A 21,034-nucleotide genomic window follows, 5' to 3' on the forward strand; every position below is an offset into this window, starting at 1 on the left:
TCCGCCCCGACCGAGCACTCCCCGCGTGACACTGGTCGGACCGACCAAGACCAGACCCACCAGCCGGAAAGCCACCTAAATCACCGGTATTGCGTCTAGCGGGGCGGGCGCACGTTCCAGATACGAGGCCGTACCGGCGGGGATTCGCCGGTACGGCCTCGTATGCGTTCCGGGGTGGCGGCGCCGGCGGGGTCAGGACGCCGGCTGCGGTATCGCGGTGCCCAGGTACGGGGTTAGGGGGCTTCTGACGGATCTCCGCGGCGTCGCGGCGCCTGGCACGCACGCTCGCGGCGTTGCCGAAATGCCCCCATAGCTCCGCTATGAAGACATCCCGGCGCCTTGCGATCGCACGCACCAGACACCGCTCCTTCCTCCACGGAGATCCGTCAGAAGCCCCCCAGCGCCGCGGCCACCTGCCGGGCGGCGTCCTCCGCCGGGGCGGCCAGGGCCACATAGCCGTCGGGCCGGATGAGGTAGACGGCGGGGTCGGTGCCGTAGGCGTCGGCGAGGTGGCCGTCGGGGTCGAGCAGATCGGGGGCGGGGCCGCCGGCGCGGACGGTGCGCAGCAGGGGCGGGCCGGCGGGCAGGGAGGTGAGGGCGGACAGGCCCGCGAGGTCGACCGCGCCGAGCGCGAGGAGGGTGAAGTGCGGGCCGCGGAAGGCGTCGAAGAGGCGGGTGGGGGTGCCGTCGGGGGTGGTCAGGGGCGCATCGGGGGCGCGGTCGCCCGCGTGCGGTGCGCCCTTGGGGATCTCCGGACGCAGCTCCCGGGTGAGCGGGCTGTCGGGGTAGCCGATACCGAGCTGGTGCAGATCCCGGCCGCGGCGCAGCTCGCCGGAGCGGTGCAGCCGGGTGCTGGTGGCCAGGATGCTCGCGGCGATCGGGCGGCGCTCGCTCTCGTAGCTGTCGAGGAGGCTGTCCGGGGCGCCGTGCCGTAGTACCTGGCCGAGCTTCCAGCCCAGGTTGTAGGCGTCCTGGACGCTGGTGTTCAGGCCCTGGCCGCCGGCCGGGGAGTGGATGTGCGCCGCGTCGCCGGCCAGGAAGATCCGGCCGATCCGGTACCGGTCGGCCATACCGGCCTTGGGGCGGAAGACGGAGGCCCAGCGGACCTCGCGGATCTGCTCCACGGCGAGGCCGGTGTGGTCCGCGATCCGGGCGCGGACGGCGTCGGGCGCGGTGTCCGGCTCCGGCGTCGCCACGACCATGGTCTGGAAGAGGTCGGTGTGGACGAGCGGGAGGGCGGCGGTGAACGAGCCGTCCGTCCCCATCCAGCGGTGCCAGTGGTCCCGGTCGAGGCCCTCGATCACCACATCCGCGAGCAGCGCCGCCCCCTCGGGCAGGGCCGGGCCGCTCATGCCGACGCCGAGTTCCTTGCGTACGGTGCTGCGCCCGCCGTCGGTGGCGACCAGATAGCGGGCGCGGACGGTCCGTATCCCGCCGCCGGGGAGGCCGCACCGGGCCGTGACGCCGTCCGCGTCCTGCTCGAAACCGGTCAGCTCGGTGCCGAAGAGCACGCCGCCGCCGAGCTCCGTCAGCCGTGCGTACAGCAGCTCCAGATTGCGCCACTGCGGGACCATCAGGGTGTTCGAGTAGGGGATGGCGGGCGTCGGTTCGACGCGCTCGACCATCTCGACCTCCCGGGCGATCCGGCCGTTCTCCCACAGCGCCACACGCGGGTACCTGCCGCCGGCCGCCCGGACTGCGGTGAGCACCCCGAGGTCGTCGAAGACCTCCTGGGTGCGCGGCTGGAGGCCGGTGCCGCGGGCGCCCTGCGAGAGGTGGTCCTGCCGCTCGACGACCAGGGCGTGGACGCCGCGCCGGGCGAGGTCGATGGCGAGCGCGAGGCCGGTCGGGCCCGCGCCGGCGATCAGTACGTCCACGGGGGCGCCGGGGGTGGTGGCGACGGGGCCCGCGGCCGCGGTGTGGACGTCCTTAACATTGTTAAGTTCCATGGTTCCGAGGATGACCTTAACGGTGTTAAGTTGTCAACATGGCTTCGCGACTCGACCGGAAACTGGTGGTGGACACCGCCCTGCGGCTGCTGAACGAGGTGGGCCTGGACGGGCTCACACTGCGCCGCATCGCCAAGGAACTGAACGTCCAGGCGCCCGCGCTCTACTGGCACTTCAAGAACAAGCAGGCGCTGCTGGACGAGATGGCGACGGAGATGCTCCGGCGGATGATCGCGGACGGGCCGGACGGGCCGGACGACGCCGCCACGGCGGAGGCGCTGGGCATGGGCTGGCAGGACATGGTCATCGGTGCCTGCTCGGCGCTCCGCCGCGAACTGCTCGGCTACCGCGACGGCGCCAAGGTCTTCAGCGGCACCCGGATGACCGACGACAGCGCCGCCCAGCCGCTCGAAATCTTCCTGGGCCGCTTCGTCGACGCGGGGTTCACCCCGGACGACGCGGCGCGGTGCTGGTGGACCGCGTACAACTTCACCATCGGGCAGGTCATCGAGGAGCAGTCGGTCTACCCCGTCCCCGGCGCGCCGGAGCAGCGCTCCGCCGCCGTCCGCGACCCGGCCTACGACCTCACCGACCGCGAACGGCGGCTCGGCGCCGACTATCCGCTCGCGGCAAAAGCCGGGCGGGAGATGTTCGACGAGATGGACCGCAGCTTCGAGGTTGGGCTGCGCGTCATCGTCGCGGGGATCGAGGCGACGATGGCCCCGCGGAAGGCTACGGCCCCGCGGCAGGAGGCGGGAGCGGAGCCGCCCCGGCGGGCGGCCGCTTCGGGTCGACCGACCGCTTCAGGAACGGGGTGAGCGGGCGCTCCACCCAGCGGTGCAGCAGCCACGCCAGCAGCAGCATCAGGCCGACGGTCAGCGCGAACGTCGCGTACGAGGGCACGCCCAGCCCGCGGTGCAGCGCGTGGACGACGACCCAGCCCAGGTGCTCGTGCACCAGATAGAACGGGTAGGTCAGTGCCCCGGCGACGGTCAGCCAGCGCCAGTTCGCCCACCGCAGGGCGCCCAGCGCGACGGCCGCGACCAGCGCGAAGCCGAGCGTGACGACCGCGACGATGCCGGCCGCGGAGCGGTAGGAGAAGGCGGTGGCGGACGGCGGGTGCCAGAGCCCGGCGACCGCGTAGTGCTGGCCGATCAGCCAGCTGACCAGCACGATCGCCCAGGCGATCGGATCGCGGGCGCCGTAGCGGTGCAGCAGGTAGAGGCCGACGCCGCCGATGAAGAACGGGGCGTACTGCGGCATCAGGACGACATCGAGGAACGGCTGGTGCGCGGCCTGCGCCAGCGCCGCGGCCAGCGTCCAGCCCGCGCAGAACAGCACGACCCGGCCGCGGGTGGCGCCCGGCAGCACGACGCAGAGCGCGAAGAGCGCGTAGAACCGCAGCTCGGCCCAGAGCGTCCAGCACACGCCCAGCACCCGGGGGACGCCCAGCGGCAGTTGCAGCATGGTCAGATTCGTCAGCACCTCGCTGGGCCCCAGCGCCCGGTACGCGACCCAGGGCAGCGCGAAGACCGCGGTGACGAGGAGGACCGCGACCCAGTAGGCGGGGTAGAGGCGGGAGATACGGGAGGCGGTGAAGGAGCGCAGTCGTGACAGACCGGGCGAAGCCCGGCCCGCTGAAGGGTGGTGGTGGGAGACGGGTGGGACCCAGCCGCTGAGGCAGATGACGAAGCCGCTGATCACGAAGAAGATCTGGACGCCGAGGCAGCCGTAGGCGAACAGGCCGGAGAGGCTGGGGAACTGGTGCGCGGGCGAGCTGCCCCATGCCCGGGATATATCGCCCCCGCGGCCCCCGTAGTGGTACGCGGCGACCATCAGGGCGGCGAGCAGCCGCAGCCCGTCCAGCGCGCGCAGCCGCGGCCCCCGGGTGCGGGGCGGGGGAGGCGGGGCGGCCGTTTCCGTCCGGCCGGGCGCCGTCAGCTCGCTCGTCATCCGGTCACGGCCCGCTTCCGCAGGCGCCGCCGCACCGCCCGCGCGCGGCGCGCCACCCGGCGGACGGCGGCGTTGCGCGGGATGAACGACAGCTGGGCGGGGAGCGCGCCGGGCAGTGCGAGCGCGGTCAGCCGGCGGCGCTTGAAGTAGCGCCAGGTGTGCTCGTCGAGGTGGGCGGCGAGATAGCGCTCGGCGGCCGGCCGCAGCCCCGGATGGATCTGGTGCTGCATCGCATAGCCGACGGCGGTCACCAGACCGCCGATATCCGGGGCATCGGCGGTGGCCGGACGGTGGGTGTCGTCGTCGGCGGTCAGTCCGGGGACGAGCGCGTCGACGAGGGTGACCGGGACGCGGTTGCTGTTCTGGTACGGCGTCAGCCGCTCCAGCAGCAGCCCGGTGCCGGTCCGCGCGGTCGGCAGCCCGTAGAACGTGGCCGCCGTCAGCAGCGCGGTGGAGAAGCAGCCGACGACCAGCGCCGGCCGCATCCGCCGGTAGAGGACCTCGGCCGGCACCGGGCGCTCCAGCACGGTCAGTTCGACGCCCAGCGCCGCGGCCTCCTGCTCCAGCAGATGGGACCAGCGGGCGGGCGCGGACGGATGCGGTTTGAAGACCACCGCGCGGTGGCCGCGCCCGACGGCGCCGCGCACCATCCGCACATGCAGCTCCTCTTCCTCCTGCGGGGTGAGGATGCCCAGCGCGGAGAGGTACTGGCCCAGCAGCAGCGCGCCGCCCTCCGGTACGTCCAACTCGCCGCTCGCGTCGGCGAGTTCGTCCAGCACCTCGGTGAACGCCCCGGTCGGTACCGTCTGCGGGGCGACCCCGAACTCGGTCAGCAGCAGCGGGGTCAGGCCCGGCACCAGGTCCAGGTGGAGCAGCTGGCCGATGCGGGTGCCGATGAGCGGATCGAGTTTGCTGCGGGTGGGGCCGTAGCTCATCAGGCCGTCGGCGTAGACGTCGAGGGGCGCCTCGGGGAAGAGCTGCGCCAGCGCCAGCGCCGGGCTGACCTGGATCGACTCCACGACCAGCGCGATGCGGTCCGCGCCCAGGTCCCACAGCAGCCGCAGGTAGCGCTCCCACAGCGGGACGTCGTCCGCCCGCGGGGACCAGCCACCGGGATGGAACGGGCGGATCGCCTCGTTCCACGACACCACCCCGTCGAAGCGGGCGCGGACCCGGTCGAAGCCCGGCATCGTGTCCAGCGCCGGGGTGGTCTCGGGGACGGCGGCGTTGTTGCTGATCACCAGCAGCCGGCGGCCGGCCGGCGGGAAGCAGCCGGCGTCCAGCGCGGCGGCGAGCGTCGCCGCGCCGTACAGCGTGGACGCCAGGAAGATCTGGGTCTGCGGTCGGCCGGGCATCAGACGGCGACCTCCGCCGTGGCGGAGGGGCGCCGGCGCAGCCGCCGCAGCCGGGACGCGCGCGCGGCGTCCATCGAATCCAGCGCCTCTTTCAGTACATCCTGCGGCATACGTTTCATGGCCGCCGAACTCATCGCCCGCAATTTCCGCGCGACCGGTGGTTCGAACCGTTCCATCGAGCCGAGATGGTGGGAAATGATCGCGCAATACGTCCGTACCGCCTTCGGCAGCAGCCGGTCCGCATCCCGGTCCCGCGCCGTTTCCTCGATCACCTGGTCAAAAGCGCGAATGAAGTCCAATTGCCGCACATCTCCGATCTGGGTGAGCGAGGACGCCACACCGCGCCGGTAGAAGACACCGAGCAGTCCGACCACCGCCATCGACGCCGCCTCACGGTGCAGCCGCCAGATCCACGGACGGTCCTCCGCGGTGCGCAGCCCGTCGGTGAAATGCAGTACACCGTCGTCCAGCAGCCGGCGGTGGTAGATACCGGCCCAGGCGTACGCGTAGTCGACCGAGGTGGAGCGGTCGGCGGGCAGGATCGCCGCGCGCGGGTCCAGCACCACACCGCGCCGCCCGTGCGGGACGCGGTGCACGGTACGGGTCCGCGCGGTGCACTGGACGTGGTCGGTGCGCACGAAATCGCAGCCCAACTCCTCGATCACGGACAGGAGTTCCGCGAAGTAGCCGGGCGCGAGCCAGTCGTCGCCGTCCAGGAAGGCCAGATACTCGCCGCGCGCCGCGTCCAGGCCGGTGTTGCGCGCGGTGGCCAGGCCGCCGTTCCGCTCGTGCCGCAGCACCCGGGCGCCCGGCAGTTCGCGCTCGGCCTGCGCCAGGAGCCGCGGGGTCTCATCGCGCGAACAGTCGTCGACGAGCAGGAATTCAAAATCCGCACGGGCATTCGCCGCCAGACTTCTCAGTGTGTCGGGCGCGAATGTCTGCACGTTGTAGAACGGCACGATGACGGAGAGCTTGACCACCCGCGAGACGTTATGCGGGCCGCCGCCATACGTCTTTACCGGGCGCGGGCTTCGATATGAACGACGAATGGCGGGATGGTTAACCCGGCCGGGGGCCGTCGTGGTTCTTCCTTCGGCGATGCGCTGTTAACCGACTGTTGCGGCCGAGTTGGCCCGCCCCGCGGAACGCCTTTCTAGCGTCATCGTCGTGCCATCACGTACCGCTTCTTCGCCGCGGATCGCCGTACTCGCTGATTCGGATACCCGGTGGAAATGGGGCGCTTTGACAGCGGACCGCATCCAACCGGACAGCCGCCTCGACGGATATCTGCTCCGCGGCCGCGCCACCCCCACGGTCCGCCAGCTCGACGAGGTCGGCGCCCGTGCGGACGCGCTGCGCGAAATCCGCGGCGCCGACTTCCTGGACCTGATGACACCGGATCCGGGGCACGGCGGCGCCCGGTCCGCCGACGCCGCCCCCTACGACGTCGTCGTACTGGCCTGTGTCGGCGGCGCGGTGCAGGCCATGCTGCACGGTCTCGCCCGCACCTGGCAGGGCGCCGGCCGCCGCCCCGTCGTCGTCACCGGTTACGTCGGGGTGGTCTACGAGAAGCTCGCCGACGGCCTGCTGCTGCGGCACGGCGCCGATGTCGTCCTCGCCAACTCCCGGCACGACGCGGACCGGTTCCGCGGCGTCTACCGGGGTGTCGGCGCCGACGACGGCAGCGTCGTCGAATGCGCCCTGCCCTTCCTCGGCGGCGCGCCCTACCGCGGTCGGCCCGGCCCCCGCACCGTGGTGTTCGCCGCCCAGCCCTCCGTACCGGAGAGCCGCGCGGACCGCACGTACCTGCTGGGCCGGGCGGTCGCGCACGCCCGGCAGCACCCCGGCCGGGAGGTGCTGATCAAACTCCGCAGCAGACCGGGCGAGCACACCACCCACATCGAGGAACTGCCCTACCAGAAGCTCGCCGCCAAGGTGCCCGGCGGTCTGCCCGCCAACTGCCGCCTGGTGTACGGGAACATGGGCGAGGTCCTGGACCGCACCGACCTGATGGTGACCGTCAGCTCCACCGCCGCCCTGGAAGCCCTGCACCGCGGCATCCCCACCGCCGTCCTCACCGACCTCGGCATCCGCGAGGCCCTCGGCAACCACCACTTCCTCGGCTCCGGTTGCCTGGCCTCCTGGGACGAACTGGACGCCGGCGCGCGCCCGGTGGCCGACCCGCAGTGGCTCGCCCGGCAGGGCCTGCCGGGCACCGCCGCCGACGGCACGTACGAGCACGCCTTCGACGCCGCCCGCGCCCGGGTCACCGCACTGCGCGACGCCGCCCGGCTGCCCCCGATCACCCCGTACTACACACCGCGCACCGCCCCCGGCTATCTCCCCGGCATCCTCGCCCGGTACGGCCTGGACCCGCACGGCGCGCCGCTCGCCGGACCCGCCGCCGCCCCCGAGGAGACCGGCGCACTGCGCCGGATCGCCCGCGACACCGTCCGCGAGGCCGCCCGCGGCGCCTACCGCCACGGCGTCCAGCGCATCGCCCCCGCCATCCGCCGCTGGGGGCAGCTGTGAGCACTCCGCACGGCCCCCGGAAGGAGCCCGCAATGCCGTACCACCCCCCGCACCGGCCCGGTCCGGACACCCCGCCGCACCGGCCGGCCGTCGTGGCCGTCATCCCCGCCCGCGGCGGTTCCAAGGGCGTACCCGCCAAGAACCTCGCCGCCGTCGGCGGAGTGCCCCTGGTCGTCCGCGCGGTCCGCGCCTGCCGCGCCGCGCGCCTGGTGACCGATGTGGTCGTCTCCACCGACGACACCGCGATAGCGGCCGCCGCGCGCGGCGCCGGCGCGCTCGTCGTACGGCGGCCCGCCGATATCGCGGGCGACACGGCCACCAGCGAATCCGCGGTACGGCACGCCATGGACGCCTACGAGGACGGGCACGGCACCCCGGTCGGCACCGTCCTCCTCGTCCAGTGCACCAGCCCCTTCCTGAACCGCGCGGACATCGACGCGGTGGCCGCCGCGGTCGTCGAGGGCGGCGCCGACAGCGCGCTGACCGTCGCGCCGTTCCACGGCTTCGTCTGGCGGGACTCGGCGGATGAGGCGGACGCGACGGACGATGCGGAGCACGGTGCCGCCGGGCACGCCGACGATGCCGGCGGGGCGTACCCCGTACCGGCCGGGCAGGCGCCCGCCCGCCCGCGGACCGCCGGAGGCACCGGCCCCACCGCCACCGGCGGCCACGGCGTCAACCACGACAAGTCCCACCGGCCGCGCCGCCAGGACCGCCCCCAGGACCTGCTGGAGACCGGCGCCGCCTACGCCATGGACGCCGCCGGGTTCCGCATCAGCGGCCACCGCTTCTTCGGCCGTACCGAACTCGTCCGCACCGACCCCGCCCGGGTCCTGGAGATCGACGATCCGCACGACCTCGACCGCGCCCGCGCACTGGCCCCGCTGCTGGACGGACCGCGCCCCGGCGAGCCCGCCCACCTCCCCACCCGCGACGACATCGACGCGGTGGTACTCGACTTCGACGGCACCCAGACCGACGACCGGGTGTTGATCGACGCCGACGGACGGGAACTGGTCGCCGTGCACCGCGGCGACGGCCTGGGCATCGCCGCGCTGCGCCGGGCGGAGCTGAAGCTGCTGATCCTCTCCTCGGAGCGGAACCCGGTCGTCGCCGCCCGCGCCCGCAAACTCCAGGTCCCGGTCCTGCACGGCATCGACCGCAAGGACCTGGCCCTCAAGCGGTGGTGCGAGGAGAGCGGTATCGACCCGGAGCGGGTGCTCTACGTCGGCAACGACGTCAACGACCTCCCGTGCTTCGACCTCGTCGGCTGGCCGGTGGCGGTCGCCGGGGCACACGACGTGGTGCGCGGCGCGGCCCGCGCGCTCACCGCGACCCCCGGCGGCAGCGGCGCCATCCGCGAGATCGCCGGCTGGCTCCTGGGCCCGTCCCTGCGGCCCGAACCGGCTCCGTAACTCCCACCCGTAGCACCCGACCCCCTTCACCTCTTCCCCCGACGCATCGCCACCCCTCCCCTTGATGACGAAGGAACCCTCCCCATGAGCAGCAACTCCCGCCTCCGCAGCCTCGGCGACCGGATCGCCGGCCCCGGCCGCCCCGTCTACGTCACCGGCGAGATCGGCATCAACCACAACGGCGACCTGGAGAACGCGTTCGCGCTGATCGACGCCGCCGCCGACGCCGGCTGCGACGCCGTGAAGTTCCAGAAGCGGACCCCGGAGATCTGCACCCCGCGTGACCAGTGGGACATCGAACGCGACACCCCCTGGGGCCGGATGACCTACATCGACTACCGCCACCGCGTGGAGTTCGACGCGGACGGCTACCGCGCCATCGACGAGTACTGCAGGAAGCGCGGTATCGCGTGGTTCGCCTCCCCCTGGGACGTCGCGTCCGTCGCCTTCCTGGAGACGTTCGACGTGCCCTGCTACAAGGTCGCCTCCGCCTCGCTCACCGACGACGAGCTGCTGCGCGCCCTGCGCGCGACCGGCCGCACCGTCATCCTCTCCACCGGTATGTCCACCCCCCGGCAGATCCGGCACGCCGTCGAGGTCCTGGGCAGCGACAACATCCTGCTCTGCCACGCCACCAGCACCTACCCGGCGAAGGCCCAGGAGCTGAACCTGCGCATGATCAACACCTTGCAGGACGAGTACCCCAACGTCCCGATCGGCTACAGCGGCCACGAGACCGGCCTCCAGACCACCCTCGCCGCGGTCGCCCTCGGCGCCGCCTTCATCGAGCGCCACATCACCCTCGACCGCGCCATGTGGGGCTCCGACCAGGCCGCCTCCGTCGAGCCCGGCGGTCTGACCCGGCTGGTCCGCGACATCCGCATCATCGAGGAGTCCCTCGGCGACGGCGTCAAGAAGGTCTACGCGAGCGAGCTCGGCCCGATGAAGAAGCTCCGCCGGGTCGCGGGCGTGGTCGCCGAGGCGGACCTCTCAGTCGCCGATGCCGACGCTGACGCCGATGCCCACGCCGACCGCACACCGGCCGGGGTCTGACGGCCCCGGCCGGACCACCGGGACCCACCCACCGAAAGCCCCCTCGACCGACGGACTGACGGGACGGCCGATATGAGCTCATCCGAGGGGACCGGCGCCGCGCCGTCCACGCCCGGCGCACCGGTCCCGCCCCAGGAGGAGGCGGCGCCCCCCGCCCGCCGCCTCCTGGGCATACCCCGGCAGCGCCGGCGCACCGGACCGGCCGGCGCGGAGCGCGCCACGGACACCGAGGAGCGCGGCACGCTCGCCTTCGTGGAGAGCCCGGTCCAGCTGCTGAACGTCCTGGAATGGGCGCACGCGGAACAGGCCGCCGCGCTCACCGTCGTCGTGCTCTCCCCGCACGACCCGATGACCCGCGGCCAGCTCCGCCGGATGGCCGAACTCGCCCGCGACGAGGGCCACACGGTGCGCTGGGAGGAGGCCCGCGCCGGGGCGAGCGCGCCGCTGCGCACCGTCGGCGGGCTCACCCCGCTGCTGCGGCGGGCCCACCGTGTCGTGATCGGCGACCCGTTCTCGCGCTACGTCCAGCTGCTGCTGACCCTCACCCGGGCCCGCGAACTGGTCGTGGTGGACGACGGCACCGCCACCATGGAGTTCGTCGGCCAACTGGCCCGCGGGGAGCGGCTGGTGCGCTGGCACCGGCACGGCCGCGGGCGCGGTGTGCGCGAGGTGGCCTTCGCGCCGTTCTCGGCCACCGCGCGCCGCCGGCTCACCCCGGAACCGGACGGCGGGCGGCGCACCGTGAGCGTCTTCAGCGTCTTCGGCTCGCTGCCCGAGGCGCCGCCCGGCGTCCGGGTCACCGCCAACGAGTTCGCCTGGACCCGTGGCCGCTTCGGCCCGCCCCGGCTCACCCGCGGCACCGACATCGTCGGCACCTCCCTCGTGGAGACCGGAGTCGTGGACGCCGACCGCTATCTGGACGCGGTCCGCGCGCTTGCCGAAGCGCACGGCGCGACCCGCTACTTCGCGCACCGCCGGGAGCGCACCGACAAGCTGCACCGGCTCGCCACCGAGACCGGCCTGGAGGTCGTCCGCCCCGATCTGCCGCTCGAACTCATCGCCCGGCGCGGTCCCATCGGCCGACTGGTCCTCAGCTTCCCCTCCACCGTCGTGCACACCCTGCCGCTCGCGCTGACCGGCACGGGCGTCACCGTGGCGGTCTGCGATGTGGACCCGGCGTGGCTGACGAGCAAGGCGTCACCGCGGGCGCAGGGGTTCCTGGACGGGGTCACCGGCACCGCCCGCGAGGTCCGCCGACTGCCCTTCACCCAGCGGATCGTCGCCGGATGAAGCCCGGAGTACTACCCGTTGGCCCAGCGGTCCATGCGCCGTGCGGCCCCATTTTCTCCCCCTGACGGGCTGAACTTTTGTTGATCGCGGGACAGTTGCCCCACCCGGCCACGTAATCTTCCCCAGGTGAACCAACTGAAGACCCGTGCCGCCGAAGCCGCCGCCGACACCGATGACGCCCGAGCCGGGGACCCTCTCCCCGGCACGCTGCCCGAGGCCCTGCGCGCCGAACTCATCGCCTTCCGCCGCGACTTGCATATGCACCCCGAGCTCGGCAACCAGGAGTTCCGGACCACCGCGGCGATCACCGCCCGCCTGGAACGGGCCGGTCTGGCGCCCCGCGTCCTGGCGACCGGTACCGGCCTGGTGTGCGACATCGGCACGGACCCGGCCGCGAGCGCCGCGGTGGACCCCGGCGCGGCCCCCGCCGCCGCCCGCCCCGCGCTGGCGCTGCGCGCGGACATCGACGCGCTGCCCATCCCGGACACCAAGACCGTCGACTACCGCTCCACGGTCCCCGGCCGCGCGCACGCCTGCGGCCACGACGTCCACACCACCGTCGTCCTCGGCGCGGGACTGGTGCTCGCCGGGCTCGCCCGCGAGGGCCTGCTGCCGCGCCCGGTGCGGCTGCTCTTCCAGCCCGCGGAGGAGGTGCTGCCGGGTGGCGCCGTCGACGCCATCGAGTCCGGTGCGCTGGACGGCGTCGGCCGGATCCTCGCCGTGCACTGCGACCCGCACGTCGACGCCGGCCGGATCGGGCTGCGCACCGGCCCGATCACCTCGGCCTGCGACCGGCTGGAGGTCACCCTGGACGGCCCCGGCGGCCACACCGCCCGCCCGCATCTGACCACCGACCTGGTCACCGCCGCGGCCCGGGTCGCCGTCGACGTCCCCGCGCTGCTGGCCCGCCGGGCGGACACCCGCGCCGGCCTCGCCGTCACCTGGGGACGGCTCGAATCCGGCCACACCTGCAATGTGATCCCCCAGCACGCCGAGCTGTCCGGCACGGTGCGCTGCCTGGACCTCGCCGCCTGGCGCCAGGCGCCCGATCTGGTGCATGCCGCGATCGACGAGATCGCCGCGCTGCACGGTGCGAAATCGCAGATCAACTATGTCCGCGGGGTGCCGCCGGTGGTCAATGAGGCGACCTCCGCGCAGCTGCTGCACGACGCGATGGCCGCCCGGCGCGGGGCGCACACCGTCGAGGGCACCGAGCAGTCCCTCGGCGGTGAGGACTTCTCCTGGTACCTGGAGCGCGTCCCGGGCGCGATGGCCCGGCTCGGGGTGCGCCCGCCCGGCCAGGCGGGGCGGTACGACCTGCACCGCGGCGATTTCGACGTGGACGAGCGGGCCATCGAGGTGGGCGTGGAGCTTTTCACCGCCGCCGCGCTGCTTGACGGCAACTGTCCGTAAGGCTACTTGCCACCTAGCGTTCGCGACGATCCGATAACGGCTTTCAAACACCCCTTTATCTCGCATCTACGCGCGTTACGATGCGGCGGAATCAGCGCCGACGGAGGCGCTGCGAGCCGAAGGGGCCCTCGTGCACCGGGTATCCAAGATCGTTGCCACGGGAGTGGCCACCGCGGCCCTCGCCGCCTCGCTGACCGCCTGTGGTGAATCGTCCACCGAGGCCGGCGGCGCGGACAAGGGCGTGGGCCTCGCCTTCGACGTCGGCGGCCGCGACGACCACTCGTTCAACGAGGCCGCGTCCCGTGGCGTGGACAAGGCCGGCAAGGAACTCGGCGTCAAGTCCAAGCTGATGACCGCCAAGAACGGCGAGACCGAGGCGGACCGCGAGCAGCGCCTGTCCTCCCTGGCCGAGGCGGGCTACAACCCGGTCATAGGCGTCGGCTTCAACTACGGCAAGTCCGTCAACAAGGTCGCCAAGGACTACCCGAAGACCACCTTCGGCGTCGTCGACTCCGGTGCCACCGCCAAGAACGTCTACGGCATGGTCTTCGCCGAGCACGAGGGCTCCTACCTCGCCGGTGTCGCCGCCGCGCTGAAGTCCAAGACCCACAAGGTCGGCTTCATCGGCGGCGTGAACAACGCGCTGATCCAGAAGTTCCAGGCCGGTTTCGAGCAGGGCGTCCGGGAGACCGACCCCAGCGCGAAGATCACCTCCGAGTACCTCTACGCCAACGACGACAAGGGCTTCAACGACCCGGCCGCCGCCAAGGGCAAGGCCAAGGGCATGCTCGATGCCGGTATCGACGTCATCTACACCGCGGCCGGCCAGTCCGGCAACGGCTCGATCGAGACGGTCGCCGGCAAGAAGGGCACCTGGGCGATCGGCGTCGACTCCGACCAGTACCTCCAGCCGGGTCTGGCCCAGTACAAGGGCTCCATCCTCACCTCGGTGATGAAGAACGTCGACGTGGCGGTCTTCGACCTCGTCAAGAGCGTCAAGGACAAGAAGCCGCTGACCGGCGACAAGCTCTACACCCTCAAGGACAACGGCGTGCGGCTGTCCACCTCGGGCGGTTTCATCGACGACATCCAGGCCAAGCTCGACGCGGCGAAGGAGAAGATCGCCTCGGGTCAGGTCAAGGTCGGCGAGAGCCCCAAGAAGTAGGGTCTCCGCCGGGCCCGGTGCGGTGGCGCTCAGCCGCCGCGCCGGGCCCGACGGCCGGTCACCCTCGGCGGCCGGCCGGCTTTTCCGGCGTCAACACTACGCGCGTAGCGTGAGGTTGACGCGTTATCGTCGCCTCCCCGCTCCTCCGTACCACTCCCTGTCCCCCGAGGAGAGTGCGCCATCAAAGCGTCCAGCAGCACCCAGGCAGACAGCGCCCCCGCCGTGGCACCGGCGGTGGAACTCCGCGGGATCACCAAACGGTTCCCGGGCGTCGTCGCCAACCACGACATCGACATCACCGTCCGCCGCGGCACCGTCCACGCCCTGGTCGGCGAGAACGGCGCGGGCAAGTCCACGCTGATGAAGATCCTCTACGGCATGCAGAAGCCGGACGAGGGCACCATCGGCATCGACGGCGAACAGGTCAGCTTCCACAGCCCGGCCGACGCCATCGCCCGCAACATCGGCATGGTGCACCAGCACTTCATGCTCGCCGACAACCTCACCGTCCTGGAGAACATCGTTCTCGGCGGCGAGAAACTGCACGGCATCGGCGGCCGGGCCCGCGCCGAGATCGTCAAGATCTCCGACCGCTACGGCCTCGGGGTGCGCCCCGACGTCCTCGTCGAGGACCTCGGGGTCGCCGACCGCCAACGCGTGGAGATCCTCAAGGTCCTCTACCGCGGCGCCCGGACGCTGATCCTCGACGAGCCGACCGCGGTGCTGGTCCCGCAGGAGGTCGACGCGCTCTTCGACAACCTGCGCGAGCTCAAGGCCGAGGGCCTGACCGTCATCTTCATCTCGCACAAGCTGGGCGAGGTGCTCTCGGTCGCCGACGACATCACCGTCATCCGGCGCGGCACCACCGTCGCCTCCGTCGTCCCCGGCGAGACGACACCCAAGCAGCTCGCCGAGCTGATGGTCGGCAGCGAACTCCCCTCACCGCAGACCCGCGAGTCCACCGTCACGGACGTGCGGATGCTGGAGGTCGAGGGGCTGCGGCTGGTCACCGCCGACGCGGAGGGGGTGCGGCGCACCGTCCTGGACGAGGTCTCGCTCACCATCCACAAGGGCGAGGTGCTCGGCATCGCGGGGGTGGAGGGCAACGGCCAGGCCGAACTCGTCGAGGCCATCATGGGCATGCGCCACCCCGACAGCGGCACCGTCACACTGGACGGCACCGACATCAGCCACGCGGCCACCCGCACCCGGCGCGAGGACGGTATCGGCTACATCCCCGAGGACCGCCACCGGCACGGCCTGCTGCTGGAGGCCCCGCTCTGGGAGAACCGCATCCTCGGCCATGTCACCGAACGGCCCAACGCCAAGGGCCGGCTGCTGGACCTGAAGGCGGCCCGCGCGGACACCGAGCGGATCGTCACCGAGTACGACGTCCGCACCCCCGGTATCGAGGTCACCGCGGCCTCGCTCTCCGGCGGCAACCAGCAGAAGCTGATCGTCGGCCGCGAGATGAGCCACCACCCCAAACTGCTGATCGCCGCGCACCCCACCCGGGGCGTGGACGTCGGCGCCCAGGCCCAGATCTGGGACCAGATACGCACCGCCCGCCGCGAAGGTCTCGCCGTCCTGCTGATCTCGGCCGACCTGGACGAGCTGATCGGCCTGTCCGACTGCCTGCGGGTGATGTACCGCGGCCGGCTGGTCGCCGACGCGGACCCCGCCACCATCACACCGGAGGAGCTGGGTTCGGCCATGACCGGCGCCGCCAGCGGACACCTCACCGCGTCCGGCGAGGCCGCGCACCAGGAGCCGCGCCCGTCCCAGGAGGGGGAGTCCGAGTGAAGAAGCTCGACAAGAACAAGCTGATCCTGGGCGTCGCCGCGCCCGTCCTGGCGATCGTCGCGGCGCTGGCCATCACCTCGGTGATCATCCTGGCCACCGGCAAGGACCCGATTCACGCCTACACCGTGATGGCCGACTTCGGCTCCAAGAGCGACAGCCAGGTCTGGATCGTCAACAAGGCGATCCCGTACTACCTGTCCGCGCTGGCCGTCGCCATCGGCTTCCGGATGAACCTCTTCAACATCGGCGTCGACGGCCAGTACCGCATCGCGGCCTTCTTCGCCGCGGTGGTCGGCGGCGCGCTGACCCTCCCCGGCTTCCTCCAGATCCCGCTGATCATCATCGTCGCGATGCTGGTCGGCTCCGTCTGGGCGGGCATCGCGGGCCTGCTGAAGACCACCCGCGGGGTCAGCGAGGTGATCACCACGATCATGCTGAACTCCATCGCGGCGGCGGTCATCGGCTACTTCCTTCAGGAAGGCCGGCTCGCGCAGAAGGACGGAAACCTCTTCCACACCCCCAACATCCCGTCCTCCAGCCACTTCTTCACCATCCCCACCACCCCCAAGCCCCTCGACGGCTTCCTCGTCGTCGCCGTCATCGTCGGCGCCCTGTACTGGTTCGTCCTCAACCGCACCCGCTTCGGCTTCGACCTGCGGACGGTCGGCCAGTCCGAGTCCGCGGCCGAGGCGAGCGGCGTCAGCGTCAAGCGCATGGTCGTCACCTCCATGCTGCTCTCCGGCGCCGCGGCCGGTCTGATCGGCATGCCGACGCTGCTCGGCGTCTCGTACAACTACGGCACCGACTTCCCCATCGGCATCGGCTTCACCGGTATCGCCATCGCCCTGCTCGGCCGTAACCACCCGGTCGGGATGGCGGCCGGCGCGCTGCTGTGGGGCTTCCTCGAACGCACCGGCACCCAGCTCGAATTCGAGGACTACCAGCAGGAGATCGTCGGCGTGATGCAGGGCGTCATCGTGCTGTGCGTTGTCATCGCCTACGAACTCGTGCGCCGCTACGGCCTCAGACTCCAGCAGCGGCAGGTCGGCGAGGAGCTCGCCGCCCAGGCCCGCAAGACCGACAAGGCGGAGGTGTCCGCGTGAGTGAGAACCTCACAGCCCCGGTCGCGAAGGGTTCCGACGGCACGTCCGCGCCGAAGTCCCCGCAGACCACCAAGGCTCCCCAGGCCCGCCGGACCAAGCTCACCTACCCCAAGGTGCTGCTGCTCATCGCGGGCGGCCTGATCCTGCTGTCCCTGCTGCGGATCATCACCGGCGCCAACAACCTGACCGAATCCGGCCAGTACACCGCCGCGCTCAACGCCGCCGTACCCATCGGCCTGGCCGGTCTGGGCGGTCTGTGGGCCGAGCGCTCCGGCGTCGTCAACATCGGCCTCGAAGGCATGATGATGCTCGGCGCCTTCTCCGCCGGCGCGGTCGGCTGGCAGCACGGCCCCTGGGCCGCGGCGCTGGCCGGCATCCTCGGCGGCGCGCTCGGCGGTCTGCTGCACGCGCTGGCCACCGTCACCTTCGGCGTCGACCACATCATCTCCGGCGTCGCCATCAACATCATGGCGCTCGGCCTGACGCAGTTCCTCGCCAAGCTGTGGTTCGGCGCGGCCGGCGGCACCGCCTCGGCGGCCGGCGGCAACGACAAGCAGTCGCCGCCGATGCCCGATATGCCGACCTTCACCGTCCCCGGACTCTCCGACTGGCTGCTCTCCGTCGAGAAGCACCACTGGTTCCTCGTCTCCGACCTGGCCGGCATCCTCGGCGCGCTGGTCTCCAACGTCTCCTGGCTGACCCTGCTGACCGTCGCCGTCTTCGTGGTGAGCTTCTTCGTCCTGTGGCGTTCCTCGTTCGGCCTGCGGCTGCGCTCCAGCGGCGAGGGCCCGGTCGCGGCCGAATCGCTGGGCGTCAACGTCTACCGCTACAAGTACGCCGCGGTGATCGTCTCCGGTGCGCTGGCCGGCCTCGGCGGTGCCTTCCTCGCCATCTACGTGCACATCTACCAGGACGGCCAGACCGGCGGCCGCGGCTACATCGGCCTCGCCACCATGATCTTCGGCAACTGGCGGCCGGGCGGCGTCGCCATGGGCGCCGGCCTGTTCGGCTTCATGGACGCGCTCCAGCTGCGCGGCGGCGGGCCCACCGTGCACGCGCTGCTGCTCCTGCTCGCCGTGCTGCTGCTCGGCCTCGCGGTCTGGAAGCTGCGCGGCGGCCACCGCACCCAGGGCGTCATCAGCCTGGTCGCGGCCGTGCTGCTCGCCGTCTGGTACGCCACGTCCGACACGGTCCCGCTGGAGATCGTCGGCGTCGCCCCGTACCTCGCTACGCTGCTGGTGCTCTCGCTGGCCGCCCAGCGGCTACGGCCACCGAAAGCCATCGGAAAGACCTACCGAAGAGGCCAGGGCAAGTGACCACAGCTCCCGACTGGGAGGCGCTGCGCGGGCAGGCCCGGGACGCGATGTCCCGGGCCTACGCCCCGTACTCCGGCTTCCCCGTGGGCGCCGCCGCCCTCGTCGACGACGGCCGTACGGTCACCGGCTGCAACGTCGAGAACGCCTCCTACGGCCTCGCCCTGTGCGCCGAATGCGGTCTGGTCTCCGCCCTGTTCGCCAGCGGCGGCGGGCGGCTGACCGCCTTCACCTGCGTCGACGGCGAGGGGCAGCTCCTCGTGCCGTGCGGCCGCTGCCGCCAGCTGCTGTACGAGCACGGCGGCCCGCAGCTCCCGGTCGACACCGCCGCCGGCATCCGCCCGCTCTCCGAGCTGCTGCCCGACGCGTTCGGCCCCCAGCACCTCGCCCCCTGAACTCCGGAGCCGCCCGGCCCCCGGCCCGCTCCCCGCACGTCCCGGCGCCGCTCCGCGTGCCGCACCGCCGCCACGCACCGCCACCCGTCTCACCGGGTGCGCGCACGGCGGACCCGTGCGCGCGTCCGCACACGCGGCGGCACGGAAGCCGGGAAACCCGTTCGTTCGAAAGGAAGCCCCCATGGACGTCATCTCCGTCATCCGCACCAAGCGCGACCGCGGTGAGCTGACCGCCGACCAGATCGACTGGGTGATCGACGCCTACACCCGCGGCGAGGTCGCCCACGAGCAGATGTCCTCCCTGGCGATGGCCATCTACCTCAACGGCATGAACCGCGCCGAGATCGCCCGCTGGACCGCCGCCATGATCGCCTCCGGCGAGCGGATGGACTTCTCCTCGCTGTCCCGCCCCACCGCGGACAAGCACTCCACCGGCGGCGTCGGCGACAAGATCACCCTCCCGCTCGCCCCGCTGGTCGCCGCCTGCGGCGCCGCCGTCCCGCAGCTCTCCGGCCGGGGCCTGGGCCACACCGGCGGCACCCTGGACAAGCTGGAGGCGATCCCCGGCTGGCGCGCCCAGCTCTCCAACGCCGAGATGCTCGACGTGCTGCGCGACGTCGGCTCCGTCATCTGCGCCGCCGGCGACGGCCTGGCCCCCGCCGACAAGAAGCTCTACGCGCTGCGCGATGTCACCGGCACCGTCGAGGCGATCCCGCTGATCGCCTCCTCCATCATGTCCAAGAAGATCGCCGAGGGCACCGGCTCCCTGGTCCTGGACGTCAAGGTCGGCTCCGGCGCCTTCATGAAGAACATCGAGGACGCCCGCGAACTGGCCGCCACCATGGTCGAACTGGGCACCGACCACGGCGTACGCACGGCCGCCCTGCTCACCGACATGGCCACCCCGCTCGGCCGGACCGCGGGCAACGCCCTCGAAGTCCGCGAATCCGTCGAGGTGCTGGCCGGCGGCGGCCCCCGGGACGTCGTCGAGCTGACCCTCGCGCTCGCCCGCGAAATGCTGGACGCGGCCGGCCTCCCCGACGCCGACCCGGCCAAGGCCCTCGCCGACGGCTCCGCCATGGACCACTGGCGCCGCATGATCCGCGCCCAGGGCGGCGACCCCGACGCCGCCCTCCCGGTGGCCCGCGAACAGCATGTCGTCACCGCCGCCGAATCCGGCACCCTCACCACCCTCGACGCCTACGCCGTCGGCCTCGCCGCCTGGCGCCTGGGCGCCGGCCGCGCCCGCAAGGAGGACCCGGTCCAGGCCGGCGCCGGCGTCGAACTGCACGCCAAGCCCGGCGACACCGTGACCGCGGGCCGGCCCCTGCTGACGCTGCACACCGACACCCCCGAGAAGTTCGGCTACGCACTGGAGGCCCTGGACGGCGCCGTCCGCATCGGCCCGTCGGACGCGGCGTTCACGGCCACGCCGGTGGTGCTGGAACGTATCGGCTGACCTGGGGTTTTCCCATTCGGGTGAACGGGACCTGTGGACTGCCACGGGTCCCGTTCGGCATGCTGGGATCGGTGACGTACCGATAAAGGAGACCGCCATGAGCGCACTCACCGTCGACCACGTTCAGGGCTACGGCCATGAATGGGACGACCTGGTCCGTATCTGGGAGGAGACGGACGCCCCCGAGGGCTGCAAGGTGGAGATCATCGAGGGGATCGTCACCGTGTCACCACCGCCGGACGGCATGCACAACGACATCGCTGAGGAATTGCATGCCTTTCTGCGCACAGCCATGCCGAAAGAGTGGGGGTGGGGGGTCTACCAGCAACTCGGTCTCGCTCTGCCGTCGCGCGATGGGCTGTACATCCCGGACGTTGTCGTCGCGCCGAAAACTCTGGTTCGAAGTGAGACCACCGGCTGTGTTCCCGCCGCAGCAACCGAACTCGTAGTCGAGATCACCTCGAAGTCCAACGCGGCCCACGACAGGATCGGCAAGCTCGCCGGATATGCCCTGGCGGATGTTCCGCTGTACCTGCTCATCGATCGCTTCGCGCCCGGGGGCCCGACCATCACCCTCTACGGCGAGCCCAAGAGCGACGTCTACCGCACGCTGAGCGCCGTGAAGTTTGGCGAGCAGATCCACCTTCCGAAGCCGTTCGACGTGACCGTTGATACGGATACCTTCTTGGCGGACTGACGGCCGCCACCCGCATCGACGAAGGGCCCGCTCCACCAGGGGCGGTTTCTAGGGGTCGTCGCAACACGTGGTTGTGTTGATCAGGTCGCGAGCAGTTTATGCAGGCGCTCGGCTGGGGTTTGCCAGCCGAGCGTTTTGC

Annotated in this window: 17 protein-coding genes; 13 read left to right on the forward strand and 4 right to left on the reverse strand. The window is 72.0% G+C overall.

Translation table 11 applies throughout. From position 1 onward, the window contains the following. Positions 1-386 precede the first annotated feature (386 nt). Entirely contained in the window at positions 387-1,949 is a 1,563-nt protein-coding gene (locus IH09_RS34370; RefSeq protein WP_110952782.1) for an FAD-dependent monooxygenase, read from the reverse strand. A gap of 38 nt (positions 1,950-1,987) precedes the next feature. Here IH09_RS34370 and IH09_RS34375 point away from each other — a divergent pair, with 38 nt between their 5' ends. After that, the gene (locus IH09_RS34375; protein WP_110952783.1) at positions 1,988-2,767 is read left to right on the forward strand and encodes a TetR/AcrR family transcriptional regulator C-terminal domain-containing protein; all 780 of its coding nucleotides are present in this window, start codon (positions 1,988-1,990) and stop codon (positions 2,765-2,767) included. Here IH09_RS34375 and IH09_RS34380 read toward each other — a convergent pair. From IH09_RS34380 to IH09_RS34390, 3 genes are read right to left on the reverse strand one after another with little or no spacing between them, the layout of a single operon-like run. After that, positions 2,682-3,902, reverse strand: a complete 1,221-nt coding sequence (locus tag IH09_RS34380; protein WP_052861601.1) for an acyltransferase family protein — start codon at positions 3,900-3,902, stop codon at positions 2,682-2,684. The two genes, IH09_RS34375 and IH09_RS34380, sit on opposite strands and share 86 nt — an antisense overlap. Further along, complete coding sequence (locus IH09_RS34385; RefSeq protein ID WP_052861603.1) at positions 3,899-5,257, reverse strand: alpha-2,8-polysialyltransferase family protein; 1,359 nt, start codon at positions 5,255-5,257, stop codon at positions 3,899-3,901. Before IH09_RS34385 ends, IH09_RS34380 begins: the two co-directional genes overlap by 4 nt. Beyond that, a complete protein-coding gene (locus IH09_RS34390) occupies positions 5,257-6,237 on the reverse strand; it encodes a glycosyltransferase family 2 protein (protein ID WP_052861604.1) in 981 nt (326 codons plus the stop codon). Before IH09_RS34390 ends, IH09_RS34385 begins: the two co-directional genes overlap by 1 nt. A gap of 187 nt (positions 6,238-6,424) precedes the next feature. Between IH09_RS34390 and IH09_RS34395 the strand changes: the two genes are divergently transcribed. The 12 genes from IH09_RS34395 to IH09_RS34450 all read left to right on the forward strand — a co-directional run bounded on the left by IH09_RS34395 (position 6,425) and on the right by IH09_RS34450 (position 20,895). Next, a complete protein-coding gene (locus IH09_RS34395) occupies positions 6,425-7,789 on the forward strand; it encodes a DUF6716 putative glycosyltransferase (protein WP_052861606.1) in 1,365 nt (454 codons plus the stop codon). A gap of 32 nt (positions 7,790-7,821) precedes the next feature. Next, a complete protein-coding gene (locus IH09_RS34400) occupies positions 7,822-9,204 on the forward strand; it encodes an acylneuraminate cytidylyltransferase (protein WP_052861608.1) in 1,383 nt (460 codons plus the stop codon). 84 nt (positions 9,205-9,288) lie between these two features. Next, a complete protein-coding gene (locus tag IH09_RS34405) occupies positions 9,289-10,257 on the forward strand; it encodes an N-acetylneuraminate synthase family protein (protein ID WP_052861610.1) in 969 nt (322 codons plus the stop codon). Between the two features lie 72 nt (positions 10,258-10,329). After that, positions 10,330-11,547: a hypothetical protein gene (locus tag IH09_RS34410; protein ID WP_205379550.1), complete on the forward strand. Its 1,218-nt coding sequence runs from the start codon at positions 10,330-10,332 to the stop codon at positions 11,545-11,547. Positions 11,548-11,682: 135 nt separating this feature from the next. Next, complete coding sequence (locus IH09_RS34415) at positions 11,683-12,960, forward strand: amidohydrolase (protein ID WP_052861632.1); 1,278 nt, start codon at positions 11,683-11,685, stop codon at positions 12,958-12,960. 130 nt (positions 12,961-13,090) lie between these two features. Next, entirely contained in the window at positions 13,091-14,125 is a 1,035-nt protein-coding gene (locus IH09_RS34420; protein ID WP_052861612.1) for a BMP family lipoprotein, read from the forward strand. Positions 14,126-14,305: 180 nt separating this feature from the next. Beyond that, positions 14,306-15,928, forward strand: coding sequence for an ABC transporter ATP-binding protein (locus IH09_RS34425; RefSeq protein ID WP_052861613.1), 1,623 nt, complete (start codon positions 14,306-14,308; stop codon positions 15,926-15,928). Further along, positions 15,925-17,031: an ABC transporter permease gene (locus tag IH09_RS34430; protein WP_052861615.1), complete on the forward strand. Its 1,107-nt coding sequence runs from the start codon at positions 15,925-15,927 to the stop codon at positions 17,029-17,031. Before IH09_RS34425 ends, IH09_RS34430 begins: the two co-directional genes overlap by 4 nt. Then, on the forward strand, positions 17,028-18,347 hold the full coding sequence (locus IH09_RS34435) for an ABC transporter permease (protein WP_052861617.1): 1,320 nt from the start codon (positions 17,028-17,030) through the stop codon (positions 18,345-18,347). The genes IH09_RS34430 and IH09_RS34435 overlap by 4 nt, the downstream gene beginning before the upstream one ends. Beyond that, positions 18,344-18,739, forward strand: a complete 396-nt coding sequence (locus IH09_RS34440; RefSeq protein ID WP_052861619.1) for a cytidine deaminase — start codon at positions 18,344-18,346, stop codon at positions 18,737-18,739. The genes IH09_RS34435 and IH09_RS34440 overlap by 4 nt, the downstream gene beginning before the upstream one ends. Positions 18,740-18,920: 181 nt before the next feature. Then, on the forward strand, positions 18,921-20,198 hold the full coding sequence (locus IH09_RS34445; RefSeq protein ID WP_052861621.1) for a thymidine phosphorylase: 1,278 nt from the start codon (positions 18,921-18,923) through the stop codon (positions 20,196-20,198). Between the two features lie 97 nt (positions 20,199-20,295). Further along, a complete protein-coding gene (locus IH09_RS34450; RefSeq protein WP_052861623.1) occupies positions 20,296-20,895 on the forward strand; it encodes a Uma2 family endonuclease in 600 nt (199 codons plus the stop codon). Positions 20,896-21,034 lie beyond the last annotated feature (139 nt).

This window comes from Streptomyces celluloflavus (assembly GCA_000720995.1).
GTDB classification, from domain to species: domain Bacteria; phylum Actinomycetota; class Actinomycetes; order Streptomycetales; family Streptomycetaceae; genus Streptomyces; species Streptomyces celluloflavus.

What these genes read in the sequence shown, in the direction of transcription:
- IH09_RS34370 (WP_110952782.1), bottom strand. Translation starts at nt 1,949, where the DNA reads ATGGAACTTAACAATGTTAAGGACGTCCACACCGCGGCCGCGGGCCCC.
- IH09_RS34375 (WP_110952783.1), top strand. Translation starts at nt 1,988, where the DNA reads ATGGCTTCGCGACTCGACCGGAAACTGGTGGTGGACACCGCCCTGCGG.
- IH09_RS34380 (WP_052861601.1), bottom strand. Translation starts at nt 3,902, where the DNA reads ATGACGAGCGAGCTGACGGCGCCCGGCCGGACGGAAACGGCCGCCCCG.
- IH09_RS34385 (WP_052861603.1), bottom strand. Translation starts at nt 5,257, where the DNA reads ATGCCCGGCCGACCGCAGACCCAGATCTTCCTGGCGTCCACGCTGTAC.
- IH09_RS34400 (WP_052861608.1), top strand. Translation starts at nt 7,822, where the DNA reads ATGCCGTACCACCCCCCGCACCGGCCCGGTCCGGACACCCCGCCGCAC.
- IH09_RS34405 (WP_052861610.1), top strand. Translation starts at nt 9,289, where the DNA reads ATGAGCAGCAACTCCCGCCTCCGCAGCCTCGGCGACCGGATCGCCGGC.
- IH09_RS34410 (WP_205379550.1), top strand. Translation starts at nt 10,330, where the DNA reads ATGAGCTCATCCGAGGGGACCGGCGCCGCGCCGTCCACGCCCGGCGCA.
- IH09_RS34445 (WP_052861621.1), top strand. Translation starts at nt 18,921, where the DNA reads ATGGACGTCATCTCCGTCATCCGCACCAAGCGCGACCGCGGTGAGCTG.
- IH09_RS34450 (WP_052861623.1), top strand. Translation starts at nt 20,296, where the DNA reads ATGAGCGCACTCACCGTCGACCACGTTCAGGGCTACGGCCATGAATGG.